12 protein-coding genes and 1 pseudogene are annotated in these 20031 nt (G+C 75.1%); 3 read left to right on the top strand and 10 right to left on the bottom strand.

What is annotated here, in order from left to right; genetic code table 11:
* Positions 1-307 precede the first annotated feature (307 nt).
* From EV374_RS16855 to EV374_RS16845, 3 genes are all read right to left on the bottom strand, one after another.
* A complete protein-coding gene (locus EV374_RS16855) occupies positions 308-1201 on the bottom strand; it encodes a hypothetical protein (protein WP_132236395.1) in 894 nt (297 codons plus the stop codon).
* Positions 1202-3799, bottom strand: a complete 2598-nt coding sequence (locus EV374_RS16850) for an FtsK/SpoIIIE domain-containing protein (RefSeq protein ID WP_132236393.1) — start codon at positions 3797-3799, stop codon at positions 1202-1204.
* Positions 3800-3962: 163 nt separating this feature from the next.
* Positions 3963-4763 (bottom strand): SGNH/GDSL hydrolase family protein, encoded by an 801-nt coding sequence (locus tag EV374_RS16845; RefSeq protein WP_132236391.1) that lies wholly within the window; start codon positions 4761-4763, stop codon positions 3963-3965.
* Between the two features lie 199 nt (positions 4764-4962).
* Here EV374_RS16845 and EV374_RS16840 point away from each other — a divergent pair.
* A pseudogene (locus EV374_RS16840) lies at positions 4963-6496 on the top strand (M1 family metallopeptidase).
* Between the two features lie 60 nt (positions 6497-6556).
* On the opposite strand, the gene EV374_RS16835 reads toward EV374_RS16840, so the two are convergent.
* Both EV374_RS16835 and gltB read right to left on the bottom strand, forming a co-directional pair.
* On the bottom strand, positions 6557-8065 hold the full coding sequence (locus EV374_RS16835; protein ID WP_132236389.1) for a glutamate synthase subunit beta: 1509 nt from the start codon (positions 8063-8065) through the stop codon (positions 6557-6559).
* Positions 8058-12752, bottom strand: coding sequence for a glutamate synthase large subunit (gene gltB, locus EV374_RS16830; RefSeq protein ID WP_132236387.1), 4695 nt, complete (start codon positions 12750-12752; stop codon positions 8058-8060). Before gltB ends, EV374_RS16835 begins: the two co-directional genes overlap by 8 nt.
* 146 nt (positions 12753-12898) lie before the next feature.
* On the opposite strand from gltB, the gene EV374_RS16825 reads away from it, so the two are divergent.
* Positions 12899-13744, top strand: coding sequence for a GNAT family N-acetyltransferase (locus EV374_RS16825; protein ID WP_132236385.1), 846 nt, complete (start codon positions 12899-12901; stop codon positions 13742-13744).
* A gap of 34 nt (positions 13745-13778) precedes the next feature.
* Here EV374_RS16825 and EV374_RS16820 read toward each other — a convergent pair whose 3' ends face one another.
* Complete coding sequence (locus tag EV374_RS16820) at positions 13779-14966, bottom strand: FAD-dependent oxidoreductase (RefSeq protein WP_132236384.1); 1188 nt, start codon at positions 14964-14966, stop codon at positions 13779-13781.
* 13 nt (positions 14967-14979) lie between these two features.
* Positions 14980-16161 carry a prolipoprotein diacylglyceryl transferase gene (gene lgt / locus EV374_RS16815; protein WP_132236382.1) on the bottom strand — a complete coding sequence of 394 codons (1182 nt, stop codon included), beginning with the start codon at positions 16159-16161 and terminating at the stop codon, positions 14980-14982.
* Between the two features lie 101 nt (positions 16162-16262).
* Here lgt and EV374_RS16810 point away from each other — a divergent pair, with 101 nt between their 5' ends.
* Complete coding sequence (locus EV374_RS16810; protein ID WP_132236380.1) at positions 16263-16811, top strand: NUDIX domain-containing protein; 549 nt, start codon at positions 16263-16265, stop codon at positions 16809-16811.
* Between the two features lie 149 nt (positions 16812-16960).
* Here EV374_RS16810 and trpA read toward each other — a convergent pair whose 3' ends face one another.
* The 3 genes from trpA to trpC all read right to left on the bottom strand — a co-directional run bounded on the left by trpA (position 16961) and on the right by trpC (position 19925).
* A complete protein-coding gene (gene trpA / locus EV374_RS16805) occupies positions 16961-17764 on the bottom strand; it encodes a tryptophan synthase subunit alpha (protein ID WP_132236378.1) in 804 nt (267 codons plus the stop codon).
* Between the two features lie 4 nt (positions 17765-17768).
* Positions 17769-19004, bottom strand: a complete 1236-nt coding sequence (trpB, locus tag EV374_RS16800; protein WP_132236376.1) for a tryptophan synthase subunit beta — start codon at positions 19002-19004, stop codon at positions 17769-17771.
* A 117-nt stretch (positions 19005-19121) separates the two neighbouring features.
* Positions 19122-19925, bottom strand: coding sequence for an indole-3-glycerol phosphate synthase TrpC (gene trpC, locus EV374_RS16795; protein ID WP_192581374.1), 804 nt, complete (start codon positions 19923-19925; stop codon positions 19122-19124).
* Positions 19926-20031 lie beyond the last annotated feature (106 nt).

Genomic DNA, 20031 nt, shown 5'->3' with positions numbered 1-20031 from the left:
CGGGGCGCTGCTGGTGGCCGCGCGCCGCCGGTTCGTCGCCGGGCAGGACCGCGCGCCGCTGATCAGGTTCGTCGCGGCGGCCCGGGAACGCTACGACCTGACCGGCGTGGACGTCGACCCGACGCTGGCGGAGACGCTGCTCGGCGCTGCCCTGGGCGAGCGCCCGCCGCCGCCCGGCACCGCCGGAGGGGTGACCGCCGGCACGGTGCTGCTCCTGGCGCTGCTGGAGGACGAGGGGCTCACCCCCGCCGAGCTGGACGCCTTCCTCGCCGCCACCGAGACCGCCGCCCGGCGCGACAGCGCGGCGTCAGCGCAGGGCGCGGAACATCAGCAGGTAGCCGCAGTAGGCCAGCGGGACTGCCAGGAAGCAGACCAGGATGCCCAGCAGGGGGTAGCGCGGCGGCGTGCCGACGACCACGGCGGGCGTGCCCCAGCGACCGAGGATGAGCCACCCGGCGATCAGCGACACGGCGGGCAACCCGGCGCACATCCACGTGTAGAGCGTGCCGAGGCCGAGCGCCCCGACGCCGGAGGCGAGCACCATGACCAGCATCAGCAGCACGCCGACGCCGGCACAGCCGAGATAGACGGCGAGCGCCCGGGCCATCGGTGACCAGCTCGGCAGGAGCGCCGGGCGCTGGGCCAGCAGCTCGACCTGCTGGCCCAGCCGGTCGGCCTCGTCGGCCCAGCGCCGCGCCGACTCCAGCTCCGCCGCCGGGTCCAGCTCCCCGGCGCGCGGCGTGGGCACCCCGCCCGGCACCGCCAGCGCCGTCTCCCCCGGGCTCCCCTGGGGGTACGCCCCGACCCCCGGCCGCCCCGGCACGGCGGCTGCGCCGCCGATCGATCCCGTCCCCGGTGGCGGCAACCCGTGGGGCCGCCCGGCCGACGGCACCCCGACGGCCGACGGGCCGCCCGAGGTGGGCGCAGTCGCCACCGGGCCGCCCGACGTCGGTCCAGCCGGAACCGGGCCGCCCGGTGGGGCGCCGGGGGCGGGCTGGTCGGAGGGCGGGGGTGGACTGCCGATCGTGTGGCCGATCTGGTCGAGGCGCTGCCCCTGCGCCGTGAGCCGGCGGTCGAGGTAGTCGACGGCGGCGTGCAGGTCCCGCTGGCGGGCCGACTCGGCGGCGGCACCCTGCTCGCCGGCCTGCCGCTGAGCGGCGAGATGACGGGCCAGCGCCGCGTAGTCCTCGAAGGTGGACACTCAGCTCCCTCCGTCCGGCGGGTGCCCGTCGCGGGTGAACGGCACGATGAGGCGTACCCGCTGGTCGTGCCGGTCGACCAGCAGCGCCCGGTCGGCGCGCGGCTCGTAGGCCAGATCGTGCACGCCCAGGTGCAGCCCCAGCTCGGCGCCGGTCACGTTCAGCGCGACCAGACAGGCCACGTCGTCCCGGTTCTGGGTGCCACCGAGGTCGTCGGCGAGCCGGCGCAGGCCGCGCCACCAGCCCAGCAGGTGCACGCCCCGCCCCGGCCCCTGACGCAGCAGGGCACGCAGGTCCTCGTGGGCGGAACGGAACGTCACCGGATCAGCGGCGGCGAGCACGGCGGAGGCGGCGTCCATCCCGAACACGACCAGGTAGCTGCGGGCCAGCCCCGCACTGGTCGACGTCGCCGGGCTGGTCGCGGGCACCGGGACGGTCGACGCCGCTGGGCCGGGCGGGGGCGCGGCCAGCGCCACGATCCGGTCGCGCAGGGCGTGCGCGTCGAGGCGTTCCACGGTGTGGCCGGCGGCCACGAGCGCGGCGACGGTGTCGTCGACGGCCGGGTCGGCGGCGGCCACGAGGGGGGCGAGCAGGAACCGCGCCTCGCCGGGGCCGTGCTGGCGGGCGAGGCTGAGGGTGGCCGCGCGCAGCACCTCGGCGGCGGTGACGGCGGTGCCCACGACGGCCAGGTGCCGGCCGGGGCTGGTGTCCATCATGAACAGCGCGGACGTGCCGTCCATGTCGACGGTGCGGCCGACCAGCGCCAGGGGACGCCGGCCGCCGGGGCGCAGACCGGCGAACGTGGTGTCGTCCTCGACGCGGGCACCCTCGTATCCCCGGAACACCGACGGCGGACGGGCACCCGCCGGGCGAGCCTGCCACAGCTCGTGGCGCAGCCGGGCCAGCACGCCGGATTCGGCATGCGCATCGGGAAAGCGGACGACCGAGTCGGCGCCGGCGGCCCCGGCGGCGGTGTTGAGCACGGCCGTGCCGACGCTCAGGGTGGCGGCGGAGGGGTTGTCGCGGTCGAGCACGCCGCCGCCTCCGGGCAGCGCCACCCGCAGGGCGAACTGCCCGAAGACGGCCTCGGCCCGCCCGTAGAGGGCCTCGATGCCGGTCGTGCTCTGGCTGGCCAGCACCAGGTGCACCCCGTAGGAGCGGCCCTTGCGGGCCAACTCCTCCAGCAGGTCCACCGACTCGCGGGCGATGGCGTCCCGGCCGGCCAGCAGCACCTGGAACTCGTCGACCACCGCCACGACCCGGGGGGCCGCGACGTCGGCGGGCAGGTCGGCGAGCTTCGTGACGCCGTGCCGCTTGAGCAGGGTGGCCCGGCGGTTCAGCTCGCGGCGCAGCTCGCGCAGCACGGCGACGCCGTACTCGCGGTCGCTCTCGATGCCCACCGCGCGGGCGTGCGGCAGCCAGGCGGGGTCGCGCTCGGTCGGCACGAACTCCGTGAAGCTCACGCCCTCCTTGAAGTCGAGCAGGTAGAGCTGAAGCTCGGCCGGGGAGTAGCGGGCGGCCAGCCCGTAGAGGACGTCGAGCAGAAAGACCGTCTTGCCGCCGCCGGTGCGCCCGCCGACGAGCCAGTGCGGGGTGGCGTCGTCGAAGGCGACCGCGACGGCGTCCCGGCCGGCGCGCCCGACCACGGTACGCAGGCCGGCTCGGCCGGACTCCGTCCACCGATGCGGGGGCAGCAGTTCGGTGAAGCCCACGGCGGCCTGGCGGCGGACGGCGGCGTCGAGGTGCTCCGCGAGGGCCGACACGGCCGCCGGCGGCGGATCGCCGTCGAGCAGCACCGGCACGGCCAGCCCGCTGCCGTCGGGGCTGAACGGCGCGCCGGGCGGGTCGCCGACGTGGGCGTACCCGTCGGGGGTCAGGCGCAGCGCGGTGGTGGTGCCCAGCGGCGGCGGTGGGGTGGCCGACGGCCCGGACGGCCAGCCGCCGACCAGGACGCAGACGGCGGCGGCCGGGCCGGCGTGGGTGAGCGCGGCGAGCCGGGCGGCCTCCCGGGGCGACGGGGCGGACGCGGCCACCACCAGCAACAGCTCCTGGTCGACGCGGTCGCCGTTACGGGCGGCGCGGGCGTGCCGCTCCGCGTCGTCGAGCAGCGCGGCCACCTCCGCCTCGGTGGTGGCGGGCGGGTCGAGCACCCCGGCGTCGACCAGCGGGCGCAGCGGTCCGAAGGTGGCCCCGAGGGCGGCGGCGTCGAGCCCGGCGACCCGCAGCCCACCGGGCGGCGCGGTGGCCAGCATCCGCAGGACGACGGCCCGCAGCAGCGCTGCGGTACGCGGGTCACGGGCGTCGACGTCGACGGACAGGTGATGGCCGCCGCCGAGGGGCACCAGCACGGGGAACCCGCCGCCAGCGGTGATCGCCTCACCGAGGCGGACCGGCCGGGGCGTACCGGTCAGCGGGGTGCCCGGGGCGGGGGCGGCGAGCGCGCCGCCGACGCGGGCCAGCCGCGCGACCAGGTCGGGGTCGGCCGCCGGTGGGGCGGGCGGTGGCGCGGCACGCCACGCGGCGCGGGCGTTTTCGAGGTGGACGCGGGCGGCCCGGTGGGCGGCGACCGCCTGCCCGTACGCCGACGCGAGCCTGCCCACTTCTCGCTCCCGTCGCTGTCGTCCCACCTGATCCACAAGGACCCTAACGGACACCGGCGACACCGGACAGTGACGAAGCCGGGCGCGTCGGCTGAGGTGTAAGGAAGGTGCCCTTCCTATCGCTAGAGCGATAGGAAGGGCACCTTCCTTACATGTGGGGCGGTCAGCGGGTGACGGCGTTGAGGGCCGGGAGGTAGCCGTACCGGTAGCCGTCGGCGTCGGGGTGGTACGCCTCGATGACGCCGCTGACATCACGGATCCACGGGTCGGCCGCGCAGACCCCGTGGCCGGCGAAGTAGGGGCGGGTGTCGGCGAACGTGGCGCCGGCCGCGGCGGCCCGGCCGGAGATGACGGTGGCGAGCACGTCGGCGGCCTCGTTGAGGATGGTCCGCTTGTAGGTGCTCATCGCCAGCAGCCCGCAGGAGCCGGTCTCGAACAGTCGCGGGTAGCCGAGCACGATCAGCCGCGCGTTCGGGGCCCGGTTCCGGATCGCCGCGTACGTGGCGTCCAGCCGGCCCGGCAGCGTGGTGGTGGCGAACGCCTTCGACTCGTTGACGGCGTTGGTGCAGCTCGACGTGCTGCCGAAGCGGCAGCTGGTGATCACGTCGGCGAAGCCGGCGTCGTTGCCGCCGATGGTGATGGTGACCAGGGTGGTGCTGGCGCTCAGGGAGCCGACTTGGTTGTTGATGACGTCGGAGGTGACGGCGCCGCCGCAGGCGGGGAACGTGAAGCTGGTGACCGCGTTCGCGGCGGCCCACAGCGGGGCGTACGACTTCTGGCTGCGCAGGCAGGTGGACGGGTCGTACGGGCCGGCGCCGACGCCGGAGGAGTAGGAGTCGCCGAGGGCCACGTAGTTGACGGCTGCGGCGGCCTGGGCGGTACCGGGGGCGAGCAGCGCGCCGAGGGCGGCGGTGGACAGGGCGACCAGCGCGGCGAGGGCACGGGCCAGCGGGCGGTGGGGCATGAGGGGACCTCCACGGGACAGGGGGTGGTGGGCCCGGTGACCGCGCGCGTGGCCAGGGACGGGGGCTTGTTACCAGGCGGTAATGCTATCGAAACATTCAGATCAATGGAATGGGTCAGATCGGACGACGGGACCAACAGGTTCACGATCGTCGATTAGGTTGGCCGGTGCGTACACCCCGACGGAGGGAGTCCACCCCGTGCGACGCGCTCTCACGGCGGCCATCGCCGCCCTGACCGTCACCACCGCCGGCGGCCTGGTCGCCGGCGCCCCCGGCCAGGCCGCCCCACCGGCCCTGGGCCGGCCCGTCCCCGCCGCCGCACCGCAACCCGGCGGCCCGGGACTGGGCGACAGCTACTTCCCCGACTACGGCAACGGCGGCTACGACGTCCAGCACTACGACGTCCGGCTGCGCTACGACCCGGCGACCGACCTGCTCACCGGCACCCACCACCATCCTGGCCCGGGCCACTGAGGACCTGTCCCGGTTCAACCTGGACTTCCTGCTCGACGTCGAGTCGGTGCGGGTCGACGGCTGGCAGGCCACGGCCACCCGGGAGGGCGTGCACGAGCTGGTGGTCACCCCGCGCCGCGCGATCACGGCCGGCAGGCAGCTCACCATCGTGGTGCGCTACTCGGGCGTGCCGTCGGAGACGCTGGTCGGCGGCTACACCGGCTGGACCCGCACCGCCGACGGGGCGATGGTGGTCAACGAGCCGGAGTCGGCCTGGTGGTGGTACCCCAGCAACGACCACCCGCAGGACAAGGCCACCTTCGACGTCTCCGTCTCGGTGCCGACCGGCGTCGAGGTGATCAGCAACGGCGTCCAGCCCCGCCCGCCGCTGGCCGAGGCGGGCAACCGCACCCGGTGGAGCTGGCGGACCACCTCACCCACCGCCACCTACCTGTCGTTCCTCGCCATCGGCCAGTACGACATCGTCACCGACACGGCGCCGAACGGGCAGCCGGTGGTCAACGCGTACAGCGCCGGCCTCGGCGAGCTGGGGCCGGCCGCGCGGGCCAGCATCGGGCGCACGGCCGAGGTCGTCGAGTGGTGCAGCGGGATCTTCGGGCCGTACCCGTTCGAGGCGCAGGGCGGCGTGGCCGGGCCCGTCGACGGCATCGGCTTCGCCCTGGAGACGCAGACCCGCCCGGTGTACGGGCCGGGCTTCTGGCGCCGGGGCGCCAACACCTACGTGGTGGTGCACGAGCAGGCCCACCAGTGGTTCGGCAACTCGGTCTCGCTGACGGACTGGAGCGACATCTGGCTGAACGAGGGCTTCGCCTCGTACGCGGAGTGGCTCTGGTCGGAGGAGCAGGGCGAGGGCACCGCGCAGGAGCTGTTCGACTTCACGTACGCCAGCTACCCGGCCGACGACGGGTTCTGGCAGGTGCCGCCGGGCGCGCCCGGACCGGGCAGGATCTTCGACGCCGCGGTCTACGACCGGGGCGCGATGACCGTGCACCAGCTGCGGCTGGCCATCGGCGACGAGGCGTTCTTCGCACTCCTGCCGGCCTGGACGGCCGCGCACCGGCACGGCAACGCCACCACCGCCCAGTTCCAGGCCCTGGCCGAACGGATCTCCGGTCTGGACCTGGACGACTTCTTCACCACCTGGCTGCTCACCCCCGGCCGCCCGGACGTGCCCGACGCGGCCCGCAAGGCCGGCCCGCCCGCCGAGCCGAGGTCCTGGGCCAAGCTCCGCGAGTCGCACCAGCTCCTGACCCGCTGAGCGGTACGCCGGTGCCCGCCCGGATCTCCGGGCGGGCACCGGCGGTCGCGGGCGATGGGCTCAGCGCGCGGCCAGGGGTTGGCGGGCCGGGTCCACCGGGGCGGGCAGGGTGCCCGTCCCGCCCAGGTGGGCGTGGATGGCGGCGGCCGCGGCGCGGCCCTCGGCGATCGCCCAGACGATCAGCGAGGCCCCCCGGTGCATGTCGCCGGCGACGAAGACGCCGTCGGTGGCGGTCTGCCAGTCGGGCCGGGCGTCGATCGCGCCACGGGCGTTGCGGGAGACCCCGAGCTGGTCGAGCAGCGGCTGCTCCTCGGTGCCCTCGAAGCCGATCGCCAGCAGCACGAGGTCGGCCGGCAACTCCCGCTCCGAGCCGGGCAGCGGGGTGACGATGCGCCGGCCGTCCCGCTTCTCCACGGTCACCTCGGCGATCCGCACCGCCCGCACCTGGCCGGTGCCGTCGTCGACGAACTCCTGGACCGCGACGGCGAAGACCCGCTCGCCGCCCTCCTCGTGCGCCGGGTAGCTGCGCAGCAGCCACGGCCACGTGGGCCACGGGTCCCGGGCCTCGTCGCGCGCCTGCGGCGGCTGCGGGTAGAGGTCCAACTGGTGTACGCCGGCCGCGCCCTGGCGGTGCGCCACGCCCAGGCAGTCCGCCGCCGTGTCGCCGCCACCGATGATCACGATGTGCTTGCCGGCCGCGTCGATCGGGTTGCCGTCGGGCAGCACCGCCGTGGCGGGCCGGCCGCCCGCCGCCGCGGCGACCACCCGGTTGGCCGCGACGAGGTGGTCCATCGCCTGGTGTACGCCACGCAGCCCGCGCCCCGGCGTCTCGGGGGTGTCCCGGCCCCGCAACGCGCCGCAGGCGAGCAGCACCGCGTCGTGCTCGGCGCGCAACTGCTCGGCGGTGACGTCGACGCCGACGTTCACCCCGGTGCGGAAGCGCACCCCCTCGGCGGCGAGCTGGGCCAGGCGCCGGTCGATGTGGACCTTCTCCAGCTTGAAGTCGGGGATGCCGTACCGCAGCAGGCCGCCGATCGCGTCGTCGCGCTCGTACACCGTGACGGCGTGACCGGCGCGGGCGAGCTGCTGCGCGGCGGCGAGGCCGGCGGGCCCGGAGCCGACCACGGCGACCGAGCGTCCGGTCGGCGCCGGTGCCGGGCGCGGCAGCAGGCCGCCCCGGGCGACGGCCGCGTCGGCGATCTCCACCTCGACCTGCTTGATGGTGACCGGCTGCCCGCCACCGATGCCGAGCACGCAGGCCGCCTCGCAGGGCGCCGGGCAGAGCCGGCCGGTGAACTCGGGGAAGTTGTTGGTGGCGTGCAGCGACTCGACAGCGGCGTCCCAGGTCCCGGTGCGGACCAGGTCGTTCCAGTCCGGGATGCGGTTGCCCAGCGGGCAGCCGTCGTGGCAGAACGGGATGCCGCAGTCCATGCAGCGGGTGGCCTGCTCGCGGATGAGCTCCTCGCCTGCCGGCGGGTACACCTCGCGCCAGTCGCTGATCCGCACCGGCACCGGGCGGCGGGCGGGCAGCCGCCGGTCGTAGCGCAGGAAACCGTTCGGGTCAGGCACGAGCCACCTCCTGGACCGTCACCCGCGCGGCGGGCAGGGTCGGCACGGACTTCGCGGCGGGCACGGAGAGTGCGCTCATCACCGCGTCGTCGACGTCGCGGCCGGCGGCTTCGGCGGCCCGCATGATCTCCAGCACCCGGCGGTAGTCCCGGGGCACCACGGCGGTGAACTCCGCCACCGCTTCCGGCCAGCGCTTGAGCAGCCCCTCGGCGACCGCCGAGTCGGTCTCGGCGAAGTGCCGCTGCACCAGCTCGTGCAGCACCGCCTGCTCCTCCCCGGACAGCGGCGCCAGGTCGACCAGCTCCGCGTTGACCCGGCGGCGGTCCAGTCGGTGCACGAAGGCCATGCCGCCGGACATGCCGGCGGCGAAGTTGCGGCCGGTCGGACCCAGCACCACCACGGTCCCGCCGGTCATGTACTCGCAGCCGTGGTCACCGACGCCCTCGACGACGGCCACCGCGCCCGAGTTGCGTACGGCGAACCGCTCCCCCACCCGGCCGCGCAGGAACAGCTCGCCCGCGGTGGCCCCGTAGAGGATGGTGTTGCCGGCGATGGTCTGGTCCTCGGCCCGCTGCCCCGGCTCGGCCTCGCCGTCGAGGAAGGGGGCGGCGGCGTCGGGCCGCACGACGAGCCGACCGCCGGAGAGGCCCTTGCCCACGTAGTCGTTGGCGTCGCCGTGCAGCCGGAGGGTGACCCCGCCCGGCAGGAACGCGCCGAACGACTGGCCGGCGGTGCCGCGCAGCGTGAACTCGATCGTGTCGGCGGGCAGGCCGGCCCCGCCGAAGCGGCGGGTCACCTCGCCGCCGAGCATCGCGCCGACGCTGCGGTGCTCGTTGCGCACCGCCACCTCCACCCGCACCGGCGTACCGTCGGCCAGCGCGGGCCCGGCCAGGGCGATCAGCTCGTTGTCCAGCGCCAGCTCCAGCCCGTGGTCCTGGGCCCGTACGCCCCGGCGGGCGGCCCCGGCCGGCAGCTCCGGCAGGTGCAGCACGGGGGTCAGGTCCAGCCCGCCGGCCTTCCAGTGCGCGATCGCCGGGGCCACGTCGAGCAGCTCGGCCTGGCCGATGGCCTCCTCGATCGACCGCAGGCCCAGCTCGGCCAGATAGCCGCGGACCTCCTCGGCGAGGAAGAGGAAGAAGTTCTCCACGAACTCCGGCCGGCCGGTGAAGCGTTCCCGCAGCACCGGGTTCTGGGTGGCGATGCCGACCGGGCAGGTGTCGAGGTGGCAGACGCGCATCATGACGCAGCCCTCGACGATCAGCGGCGCGGTGGCGAAGCCGAACTCCTCGGCGCCGAGCAGCGCCGCGACCAGCACGTCGCGGCCGGTCTTGAGCTGGCCGTCGACCTGCACGGTGACCCGGTCGCGCAGCTTGTTGAGCAGCAGCGTCTGCTGCGCCTCGGCCAGTCCCAGCTCCCACGGGGTGCCGGCGTGCTTGAGCGAGTTCAGCGGGGACGCGCCGGTGCCGCCGTCGTGACCGGAGATCAGGATGACGTCGGCCTTGAGCTTGGCCACGCCCGCCGCCACGGTGCCGACGCCGACCTCGCTGACCAGCTTGACGTGCACCCGCGCGGACGGGTTGACGCACTTCAGGTCGTGGACGAGCTGCGCGAGGTCCTCGATGGAGTAGATGTCGTGGTGCGGCGGCGGGGAGATCAGGCCGACGCCCGGGGTGGCGTGCCGGGTGCGGGCGATCCACGGCCAGACCTTGTTGCCGGGCAGCTGCCCGCCCTCGCCGGGCTTGGCGCCCTGGGCCATCTTGATCTGGAGGTCGTCGGCGTTGACCAGGTATTCGCTGGTCACCCCGAACCGGCCGCTGGCGATCTGCTTCACGGCCGAGCGGCGGGCCGGGTCGTGCAGCCGGTCGACGTCCTCGCCGCCCTCGCCGGTGTTGGACTTGCCGCCGAGGCGGTTCATCGCGATGGCGAGGGTCTCGTGCGCCTCCGCCGAGATCGACCCGTACGACATGGCGCCGGTGGCGAACCGCTTGACGATCTCGCTGGCCGGCTCGACCTCGTCGAGCGGCACCGGGGGCCGCACGCCCGTACGCAGGGTGAACAGCCCGCGCAGCGAGCCGGCTGCGGCGGCCAGCTCGTCGACCTTGGCCGTGTACTGGCGGAAGACGTCGTACTGGCGGCTGCGGGTGGCGTGCTGGAGCAGGAAGACCGTCTCCGGGTTGAACAGGTGCAGCTCGCCCTCGCGGCGCCACTGGTACTCGCCGCCGACCTCCAGCCGGTCGGACGCCACGGCGCCCGGCGCCGGCCAGGCCACGGCGTGCCGGGCGGCGACCTCGGCGTGGATGCCGTCCAGCCCGATCCCGCCGATCTTGCTCGGGGTGCCCCGGAAGTAGCGCTGGACCAGCTTGGCGTCCAGCCCGACGGCCTCGAAGACCTGCGCCCCGCAGTACGACGACACCGTCGAGATGCCCATCTTGGACATGATCTTCAGGACGCCCTTGCCGAGGCCCTTGACGTAGTTGCGCACGGCCTTGGCGGGTTCCACGCCGACCAGCGCCCCGGTGGAGATCATGTCCTCCACCGACTCGAACGCCAGGTACGGATTCACCGCCGCCGCGCCGTAGCCGATCAGCACCGCCGCGTGGTGCACCTCGCGGCAGTCGCCGGACTCGACGATCAACGCCACCTGGGTGCGGGTCTGCTCGCGCACGAGGTGCTGGTGCACGGCGGCGGTGAGCAGCAGCGACGGGATGGGGGCGAGGTCGGCGTTGGAGTCCCGGTCCGACAGCACCAGGATGCGTACGCCGTCCTCGATGGCCTCGGAGACGTGCCGGCAGATCTCCGTCAGCCGGGCCTTGATGCCGGCGCCGCCCTCCCGGACCCGGTAGAGCCCGGAGACCCGCACCGCCTTGAACCCGGGCAGGTCGCCGTCCTCGTCGATGGAGAGGATCTTCGCCAGCTCGTCGTTGTCGATCACCGGGTACGGCAGCACGATCTGCCGGCAGCTCGCCGGGCCCGGGTCGAGCAGGTTGCCCTCCGGGCCGATGGTGGACGCCAGGCTGGTCACCAGCTCCTCGCGGATGGCGTCCAGCGGCGGGTTGGTGACCTGCGCGAAGAGCTGGTGGAAGTAGTCGTAGAGCAGCCGCGGCCGGGTGGAGAGCGGGGCGATCGGGGTGTCGGTGCCCATCGAGCCGAGCGGCTCGGCGCCCGTGCGCGCCATCGGCGCGAGCAGGATCTTCAGCTCCTCCTCGGTGTAGCCGAAGGTCTGCTGGCGGCGGCGTACGGAGTCGTGGGTGTAGACGGTGTGCCGGCGCGGGGGCAGGTCGGTCAGGTCGATCAGGCCGGCGTGCAGCCAGTCGGCGTACGGCTGCTCGGCCGCCAGCTCCGCCTTGATCTCCTCGTCGTGCACGATGCGGCCGGCGACGGTGTCGACCAGGAACATCTTGCCCGGCTGGAGGCGGCCCTTGGCGACCACGCGGGCCGGGTCGAGGTCAAGCACGCCCGCCTCGCTGCCGAGCACCACGAGCCCGTCGTCCGTACGCCACCAGCGCCCCGGGCGCAGCCCGTTGCGGTCCAGCACGGCGCCGACGACCTCGCCGTCGGTGAAGGCGACCGAGGCCGGCCCGTCCCACGGCTCCATCAGGCTCGCGTGGAAGCGGTAGAAGGCGCGCTTGTCGGCGGCCATGTCGGGGTCGTTCTCCCACGCCTCCGGGATCATCATCAGCACCGCGTGCGGCAGGCTCCGCCCGGCCAGGTGCAGCAGCTCCAGGACCTCGTCGAAGTTCGCCGAGTCCGAGGCGGCGGGGGTGCAGACCGGGAAGACCCGGCGGATGTTGCCCGGCAGGTTCGGGGTACGCAGCAGCGCCTCGCGGGCCTGCATCCAGTTGCGGTTGCCCCGGATCGTGTTGATCTCGCCGTTGTGCGCGATGAGCCGGTACGGGTGCGCCAGTGGCCAGGACGGGAACGTGTTGGTGGAGAACCGGGAGTGCACCAGCGCGATCGCGCTCTCCACCCGCGCGTCGGACAGCTCCGGATAGAACGCCGGGAGCTGGTCGGGGGTGAGCATGCCCTTGAACACCATGGTCCGCCCGGACAGCGACGGGAAGTAGGCCGGCACGCCCCGCTCGGCGCTCTCCCGCTCGGCCTGCTTGCGCACGCAGAACGCGACCCGCTCCAGCTCGACGCCGCCCAGCGGCGACCCGGCCGGCCCGGCCGCCGAGCCCGTGAGCCGGTGCGCGGCGAGGAAGAGCTGCCGCACCCGGGGCATCGCCGCGAGGGCGGTCTCGCCGAGGCCGCCCGGGTCGACCGGCACGTCCCGCCAGCCGAGCACGTCGGCCCCCTCGACCAGCGCGTACTTCTCCACCACGCGGCGCGCGCGGGCCTCGGCGTCGTCGTCGTCGGGAAGGAAGACCAGGCCGGTGGCGTACTCGCCGGCGGGCGGCAGCGGGAAGTCCACCACCGCGCGCAGGAACGCGTCCGGAATCTGGATCATGATGCCCGCGCCGTCGCCGGTGTTGGGTTCCGCGCCTCGGGCTCCCCGGTGGTCCAGCCGGCAGAGCGCGTCGAGGCCGTTGACCACGACCGCGTGCGAGCGCCGCCCGTGCAGGTCCGCCACGAAGGCCACACCGCAGGCGTCGTGCTCCTGCGCGGGGTCGTAGAGCCCGGCCGCGGGCGCTCCCGGGCCGAGGTGCGGGGCCTGCTTCGGGCTGCTGTGAGGGTACGGAAAGGCCACCGGGCCTCCTGTCGTCGCTCAGGGTGGATCTCGATCGGGACGACGTCGGCCCTCAAGGGTCTATTGAGTCTACGTTAGGGTCCGGCGCGCAAGGCCAGTGCAGATTGATCACACCTTCCAGACTCTGGGACGTGTAGTCTCGCGCGGTGGATTCTCTTGACAGGGACCTGTTCGGCCGGTTGGAGCACTTCTACGACGCGGTGCCCCGGGACGCGGCGCGTACGGAGGAGTACGGCCCGCTCGTACTGTTCGTCAGGGAAGGCGCCGGCTGGCCGTTCTACGCCCGGCCCCGGCTCGACGCCACCGGTGCGCCGTCGCTGGCGGACATCACCGCCGTACGCGAGCGGCAGCGCGAACTCGGCCTGCCCGAGGCCCTCGAATGGGTGCACGAGACCACCCCCGACCTGCTGGCCGTGGCCCGCTCGGCGGGGCTGGCGGTGCTGGAGGCGCCGCTGATGGTGCTCGACCCGGCCGCCCTGCCCGACCCGGGCACCCTCACTGACGTACCGCTGCGGACGCTCGACGCGGCGGCGCCCGACTTCGCGGCGGACGTGGCGGCGCGGCGGGCGGTCGCCGCCGTCGGGTTCTCCGCGGCCGGCACCGAACCCGGCGAGGCCGGCACCGCGCAGCGCGACGCCGCGATGGCCGAGCTGGACGAGGCGGCGCTCGACGAGGAGCGGACCCGCGTCGCGGACGGCCGGCGCCTGTCCGTGCTGGCGGAGACGCCCGCCGAGGGCTCGCTGGCCAGCGGGATGGCGATGCGCGTCGGCGACGTCGCCGAGATCGCCGGCGTGGCCACCCTGCCGGCCGCCCGCCGCCGTGGCCTGGGCGCGGCGGTCACCGCCACGCTGGCCCGCGAGCTGCTGGCCGCCGGCACCGACCTGGTCTTCCTCTCGGCCGGCAGCGAGGACATCGCCCGGGTCTACCTGCGCGTCGGCTTCCGCCGCATCGGCACCGCCTGCATCGCCGAACCCGCCCCGGTCACCCCCTGACCGAGCGCTCGGGGCGGCACATCGGCCCGACGGGTCAGGTTGGGGGGCGCCACTGGGCGGCCGTGGTGGCGGCCGTGGAGAGGAGGCGGGGGGTGAGGGCGCCCAAGGCTACGTCGCGGGCGCGCAGCGCCAGGGGGCCTCGGGCCTTCAGCACCGCCGACATCCGGCGGGTCTGCCGGACCACCGTCGCCGCCCGGGGCCGGCGCACCCGGTCGTACGCGACCACCGCGTCGGGCAGGCGGGACTCGCGCAGCAGCGAGGCGAGGGTGGCGGCATCCTCGAAGGCGAGGCAGGCGCCCTGACCGAGGTGCGGCGGCATGGCGTGAGCGGCGTCGCCGAGCAGCACCACCCCGCCCGGGCCGGTCGGGAAGCCGTACGACCTCGGCAGCGGCCGCAGCTCGCGGATCTCCTGCTGCACCAGGTCCGCCGGGTCGGTGGCGTCGAGCAGGTCGGCGATCGGCGCAGGCCAGCCCGCATACCAGCGGCGGAGCAGGGCGAGCTGGGTCTCCGGCGGCTCCGGGCGGGGCGCGCCGACGGCGGTGGCGACCCAGTAGATGCCGCCCCGGCTGGAGCCGCCGGAGGAGCCACGCTCGCCGAGCGAGGCCGACACGAAGCGGTAGCCGGCACCGAGCACCTCGCCGCCGACGGGCCGGTCGGCGGGCAGCTTCGGGGCCCGGTACCAGGGGATCACCGCCCGCCAGGCGGCGCAGCCGGAGCTGACCACGCCGGACTCGGGGGCGAGTTGCCGGCGCAGCGCACTGTCGGTGCCGTCGGCGGCGACGACCAGGTCGGCCTCGATGGTGTGCCGGCCGTCGCCGACCGAGGGGCGCTCCCCGGAGACGGCGCGGACCGTCCGCACGGTCACCCCGGTGCGCAGCTCGACCTCATCGCCCAGGCCGGCGATGAGCGCGTCGTGCAGGTCCTCCCGGTGCACCACCACCGGCATCCGGTCGGCCGGCGTGGGGCGGGGCTGCACCAGCCAGTGCCCGTCCGGGCGGCGTACCCCGCCGTCGGGCAGCTCCGTGGCGATCGCCTCCAGGCCGGCGCCGAGGCCCAGGGCGCGCAGCGCGCGTACGCCGTTGGGCCAGAGCGCCACGGCGGTCGGCTCGGGGCGGACGCGGTCGGCACGCTCCAGCAGGGTGACCCGCCAGCCGGAGCGGGCCAGCGCGCCGGCGACCGCGAGGCCGCCGATCCCGGCGCCGACCACGACCGCGCTACGCATCGGGTGCTCCTCCTCAGCTGTCGCGCTCGGCGGGCCGGGTGCCCGTGGCCCCGGCCCGGTCCTGCGGGGTCTGCCCGGCGGGCGCGCCGTCGTCCCCGGCGGCGGTCGACCCGGTGGGCAGGTCGTCGTCGGTGTCCGCCGCACTGGACGGCCCGTCAGCCTCGGCGTCCGGCTGGGCCGGCGTCTCGCCGGTCTCCTGCCAGTGCCGGTACTGCTCCTCGCTCACCACCCGGTAGCCCTGCGGGGCCGCCGGCCGGGTGCCGGCCTCCTTCGCGGACAGGTCGACCTGCGAGACGTCGGAGCCGACGACCGGCTCCGCGGTCGCGGCGGCGCCGATGGGAATGACGTACTCCCGGGGGCCGCGCACCCGCACGAAGTAGGCGAGGGCGCCGAGGAAGACCAGGCCGGCGGTCCAGACGTTCAGGCGTACGCCGAGGATGGTGTTCGCCTCGTCGGTGCGCATCAGCTCGATCCAGAACCGCCCGGCCGTGTAGCCCATGACGTAGAGCGCGAACGCCCGTCCCCGGCCGAGGCGCAGCTTGCGGTCGAGGACGAGGACGAGCGCGGCCACGCCGACGTTCCACAGCAGCTCGTAGGCGAACGTCGGGTGGTAGAGGCCCGGTTCGAGGATCGGCTTGCCGGCGTCGTCGCGCAGCGCGTGACCCGGGTTGTCCGGGTCCATCCGGTGGATCTCCAGACCCCACGGCAGGGTGGTCCGGCCGCCGTAGAGCTCGTTGTTGAACCAGTTGCCGAGCCGGCCGATCGCCTGGGCCAGCGGCAGGCCGGGGGCCAGCGCGTCGGCGACCACCCCGAACGGGATGCCGAGCTGCCGGGCCGCGAACCACGCGCCGACGGCCCCGCCGGCCACCGCGCCCCAGATGCCGAGACCGCCCTCCCAGATGGCGAACGCCTTCATCGGGTCGCCGCCGGTGCCGAAGTACTTCTCCGGAGAGGTGATCACGTGGTAGATGCGGGCGCCGACGATGCCGGCCGGCACCGCCCAGACCGCGATGTCGAGGACCGCACCGGGGGCGACGCCGCGCTGGCGCAACCGCCGCTCGGTGACCCAGCAGGCCACCACGATGCCGACGATGATGCACAGCGCGTACGCCCGGATCGGCACCGGTCCGAGCTGCCAGACGGCGGTGCTGGGGCTGGGCAGGGCCGCCTGGGGAGTCAGCGAGGCGAGAGTCACGGATGCACACGCTACCGCCGTGGCCCCCTCCGGTGGCACCCCGGTCCACCGTCCGCCGGTCCCGGTGACTTCTGGTTTGCGCCGCCGTAGGCTCTTTGTCCATGAGCGCGCTCACCTGGGCGGTCGCCGCGGTCGTCACCGACGACGCCGGCCGGGTGCTGCTGTGCCGGCAGGGCCGGGGCGAGCGCCACGGCCTGCCCGGTGGGCGGCTGCGCCCGGCCGAGAGCCCCGTGCACGCGGTCACGCGCGACATCCGGGCCGAGACCGGGTGGGAGGTCGAGGTCGTCGACCTGGTCGGCCTCTACCACCTCGCCGGGCGGTACGGGGCGTCGCCGGCGGCGCAGGTCGGTCCGGCACCGGCGGCCGGGCGCGCCGGGCCGCTGCCCGACGTCCTGGTGCACGTCTTCCGGGCGCGTACGCGGGGGTCGGGGCCGGCCGGCGACCCGGTGGGGGGCTGCCGGCCGTCCTGGCACCACCCGTCGGCGCTACCCGAGGCGCTCACCCCGACCACCCGGGCGGCGCTCACCGACGCCCTGGCGGGCCGCTCCGGCGTGCTGCGTGACACCGCCCCGGGCGCCCCGGCGCCGACGGCGGGCCACCCACCGGGGCAGCGGAGCACCCCGCCGGCCGACCGGGCACCGCGCCACTGACCGGGGCGGGACGGAAGGCCGGGCACCGCGCCACTTACTGGGGCGGGACGGAAGGCCGGGCAGCCCGCCACTCACCGGGGCGCGACAGGAGGCCGGGCACCGCACGACTGACCCGGGGCGAGCGGGCGGGAGGGCGGCGGGGCGGTCGGTCAGCGGGTCGGGTTGCGGACGCCCTCGGCGAGTTCCGCGCTCAGCGCGCGCAGGGCGGCCAGCCCGGACGCCTCGTCCGGCGCGTCGAGCAGGCAGCGGATCAGTGCGCTGCCGACGATGACGCCGTCGGCGTACCCGGCGACCGTGCCGGCCTGCGCGCCCGTGCCGACGCCCAGCCCGACGCCGACCGGCAGGTCGGTGACCTCCCGCGTGCGGGAAACCAGGATCGGGGCCGCGTCGGAGGTCTTCGCCCGGGCGCCGGTGACACCCATGATCGCGGTGGCGTAGACGAAGCCCCGGCAGTGCTCGACGGTCATCGCCAGCCGCGCGTCGGTCGAGGACGGCGAGACCAGGAAGGTGCGGTCCAGCCCGTACGCGTCCGAGGCGGCCAGCCACTCGCCGGCCTCCTCCGGGATCAGGTCCGGGGTGACCAGCCCGGTGCCCCCGGCCGAGGCGAGGTCCCGGGCGAAGGCGTCGACGCCGTAGCGCTCGACCGGGTTCCAGTAGGTCATGGTGACCACGGGTGCCCCGGTGGCCGCGACGGCCTCGATGACGCGCAGCGTGTCGCGGGTGCGTACGCCGCCGGCGAGGGCGATGTCGCTGGCCTTCTGGATCACCGGGCCGTCCATCACCGGATCGGAGTACGGGATCTCCACCTCGATGACGTCGACGCCGGCCTCGACCATCGCGGTCATCGCGGCGATGCTGCCCTCGACGGTCGGGAAGCCGGCCGGCATGCAGCCGACCAGCACGGCCCGCCCGTCGGCGCGGGCCTTGTCGAAGGCCACCCCGATCCGGCTCACGTTCTCACTGCTCCTTGTCGAGGATGCCGAAGTAGTCGCCGGCGGTGTGCACGTCCTTGTCGCCCCGCCCGGAGAGGTTGACCACGATCGTCGGCTCCCGGCCCAGCTCGGCGGTGAGCTTCGGCGCGATCTTGAGGGTGCCGGCGAGCGCGTGCGCGCTCTCGATCGCCGGGATGATGCCCTCGGTGCGGCAGAGCAGCTCGAACGCGGCCATCGCCTCCTCGTCGGTGACCGGCAGGTACGTCGCCCGGCCGCTGTCGTGCAGCCAGGCGTGCTCCGGCCCGACGCCCGGGTAGTCCAGCCCGGCCGAGATCGAGTGCGACTCGCACGTCTGCCCGTCGGCGTCCTGGAGCACGTACGTCCGGGTGCCGTGCAGCACCCCGGCGGACCCGCCGGTGATGCTGGCCGCGTGCCGGCCGGTCTCCACCCCGTCGCCCCCGGCCTCGAAGCCGTAGAGCCGCACGTCGGGATCGCCGACGAAGGCGTGGAAGATGCCCAGCGCGTTGGAGCCGCCGCCGACGCAGGCGGTGACGGCGTCCGGCAGCGCGCCGGTGAGGTCCAGGCACTGCTGGCGCGCCTCGTCGCCGATGCCCCGGACGAAGTCGCGGACCATCGCCGGGAAGGGGTGCGGCCCGGCGGCGGTGCCGATCAGGTAGTGGGTGTCGTCGACGTTGGCGACCCAGTCGCGCATCGCCTCGTTCATCGCGTCCTTGAGGGTGCGCGAGCCGTTGGTGACGGGAACGACGGTGGCGCCGAGCATCCGCATCCGGGCCACGTTGAGCGCCTGCCGCTCGGTGTCGACCTGCCCCATGTAGACCACGCAGTCGAGGTCGAACAGGGCGGCGGCGGTGGCGGTGGCGACGCCGTGCTGGCCGGCACCGGTCTCCGCGATCACCCGGCGCTTGCCCATCCGCCTGGTCAGCAGGGCCTGGCCGAGCACGTTGCGCACCTTGTGCGCCCCCGTGTGGTTGAGGTCCTCCCGCTTGAGCAGCACCCGCGCGCCCAGCTTGGCGGAGAACCGCTCCGCCGCGTAGAGCAGCGAGGGGGTGCCGGCGTAGTCGCGCAGCAGGGCGCCGAACTCGGCCCGGAACGACTCGTCGGCCATCGCCGCGCGGTGCGCCGCGTCCAGCTCGTCGAGCGCCGCGACCAGCGCCTCCGGTACGAACCGGCCGCCGAACCGGCCGAAGTGACCGGCGGCGTCGGGCAGCGGACCGGCCGCAGCCGTCACGTCGGCGCTCATGCCGGCACTCCGCTTCGCTCCGTGCCGCCATGAGGCACCTTCGCGCTGAGCCTGAAGATTCGCTCGCTCCGCTCGCTCATGGGATCGTCCTCTCGGTGCTGACGAACCGGCGCGGGGTCAGCGCACCGGGCGGGGCGTGGCCGGGTGGTTGCCGGCGTTGACCAGCTCGGCCACCGCCTCGCGGGGGCTCTTCTGGGTGACCAGACCCTCGCCGACCAGGACCGCGTCGGCGCCCGCCGAGGCGTACCGGATGAGGTCGTGCGGGCCGCGCACCCCCGACTCCGCGATCTTGACGACGCTGCTGGGCAGGCCGGGCGCGATCCGCTCGAACACCGAGCGGTCGACCTCAAGGGTACGCAGGTTGCGGGCGTTGACCCCGATGACCTGGGCGCCGGCCTCCAGGGCGCGGTCGGCCTCCTCCTCGTCGTGGACCTCGACCAGCGCGGTCATGCCCAGCGACTCGATCCGCTCCAGCAGGCCGACGAGGGCGTTCTGCTCCAGCGCGGCGACGATCAGCAGCACCAGGTCGGCACCGTGCGCGCGGGCCTCGTGCACCTGGTAGCTGGAGACGACGAAGTCCTTGCGCAGCACCGGGATGCGGACGGCGGCGCGGACGGCGGCCAGGTCGTCGAGCGAGCCGCCGAACCAGCGCCCCTCGGTGAGCACGCTGATCGCCCGCGCCCCGCCGGCGGCGTAGTCGCCGGCCAGGTCGGCCGGGTCGGCGATCTCGGCCAGCCGCCCCTTGGACGGCGACGAGCGCTTCACCTCGGCGATCACCGCGACGCCCGGCTTACGCAGGGCCGCGTACGCGTCCAGCGGCGGCGGCGCGGCGGCGGCCAGTTCGCGGATCCGCTCCAGCGGAACCTGCTCCTGGCGCCGGGCGACGTCCTCGCGCACGCCGGCCAGGATCTCGTCGAGCACGCCTACGGACGCTGCCGTACCGGCCTCGTCCCCCTCCGCGTGCGCATGCTCAGCAGTCACCAACGGACTCCCCTCTCCGGGTGTCATGGGCCGATGCTAGGGGGCG

It is taken from the genome of Micromonospora sp. CNZ303, from assembly GCF_004345505.1.
The sequence above is the reverse complement of the archived record's forward strand: the minus strand, read 5'-3'. Positions and strand labels throughout refer to the sequence as shown.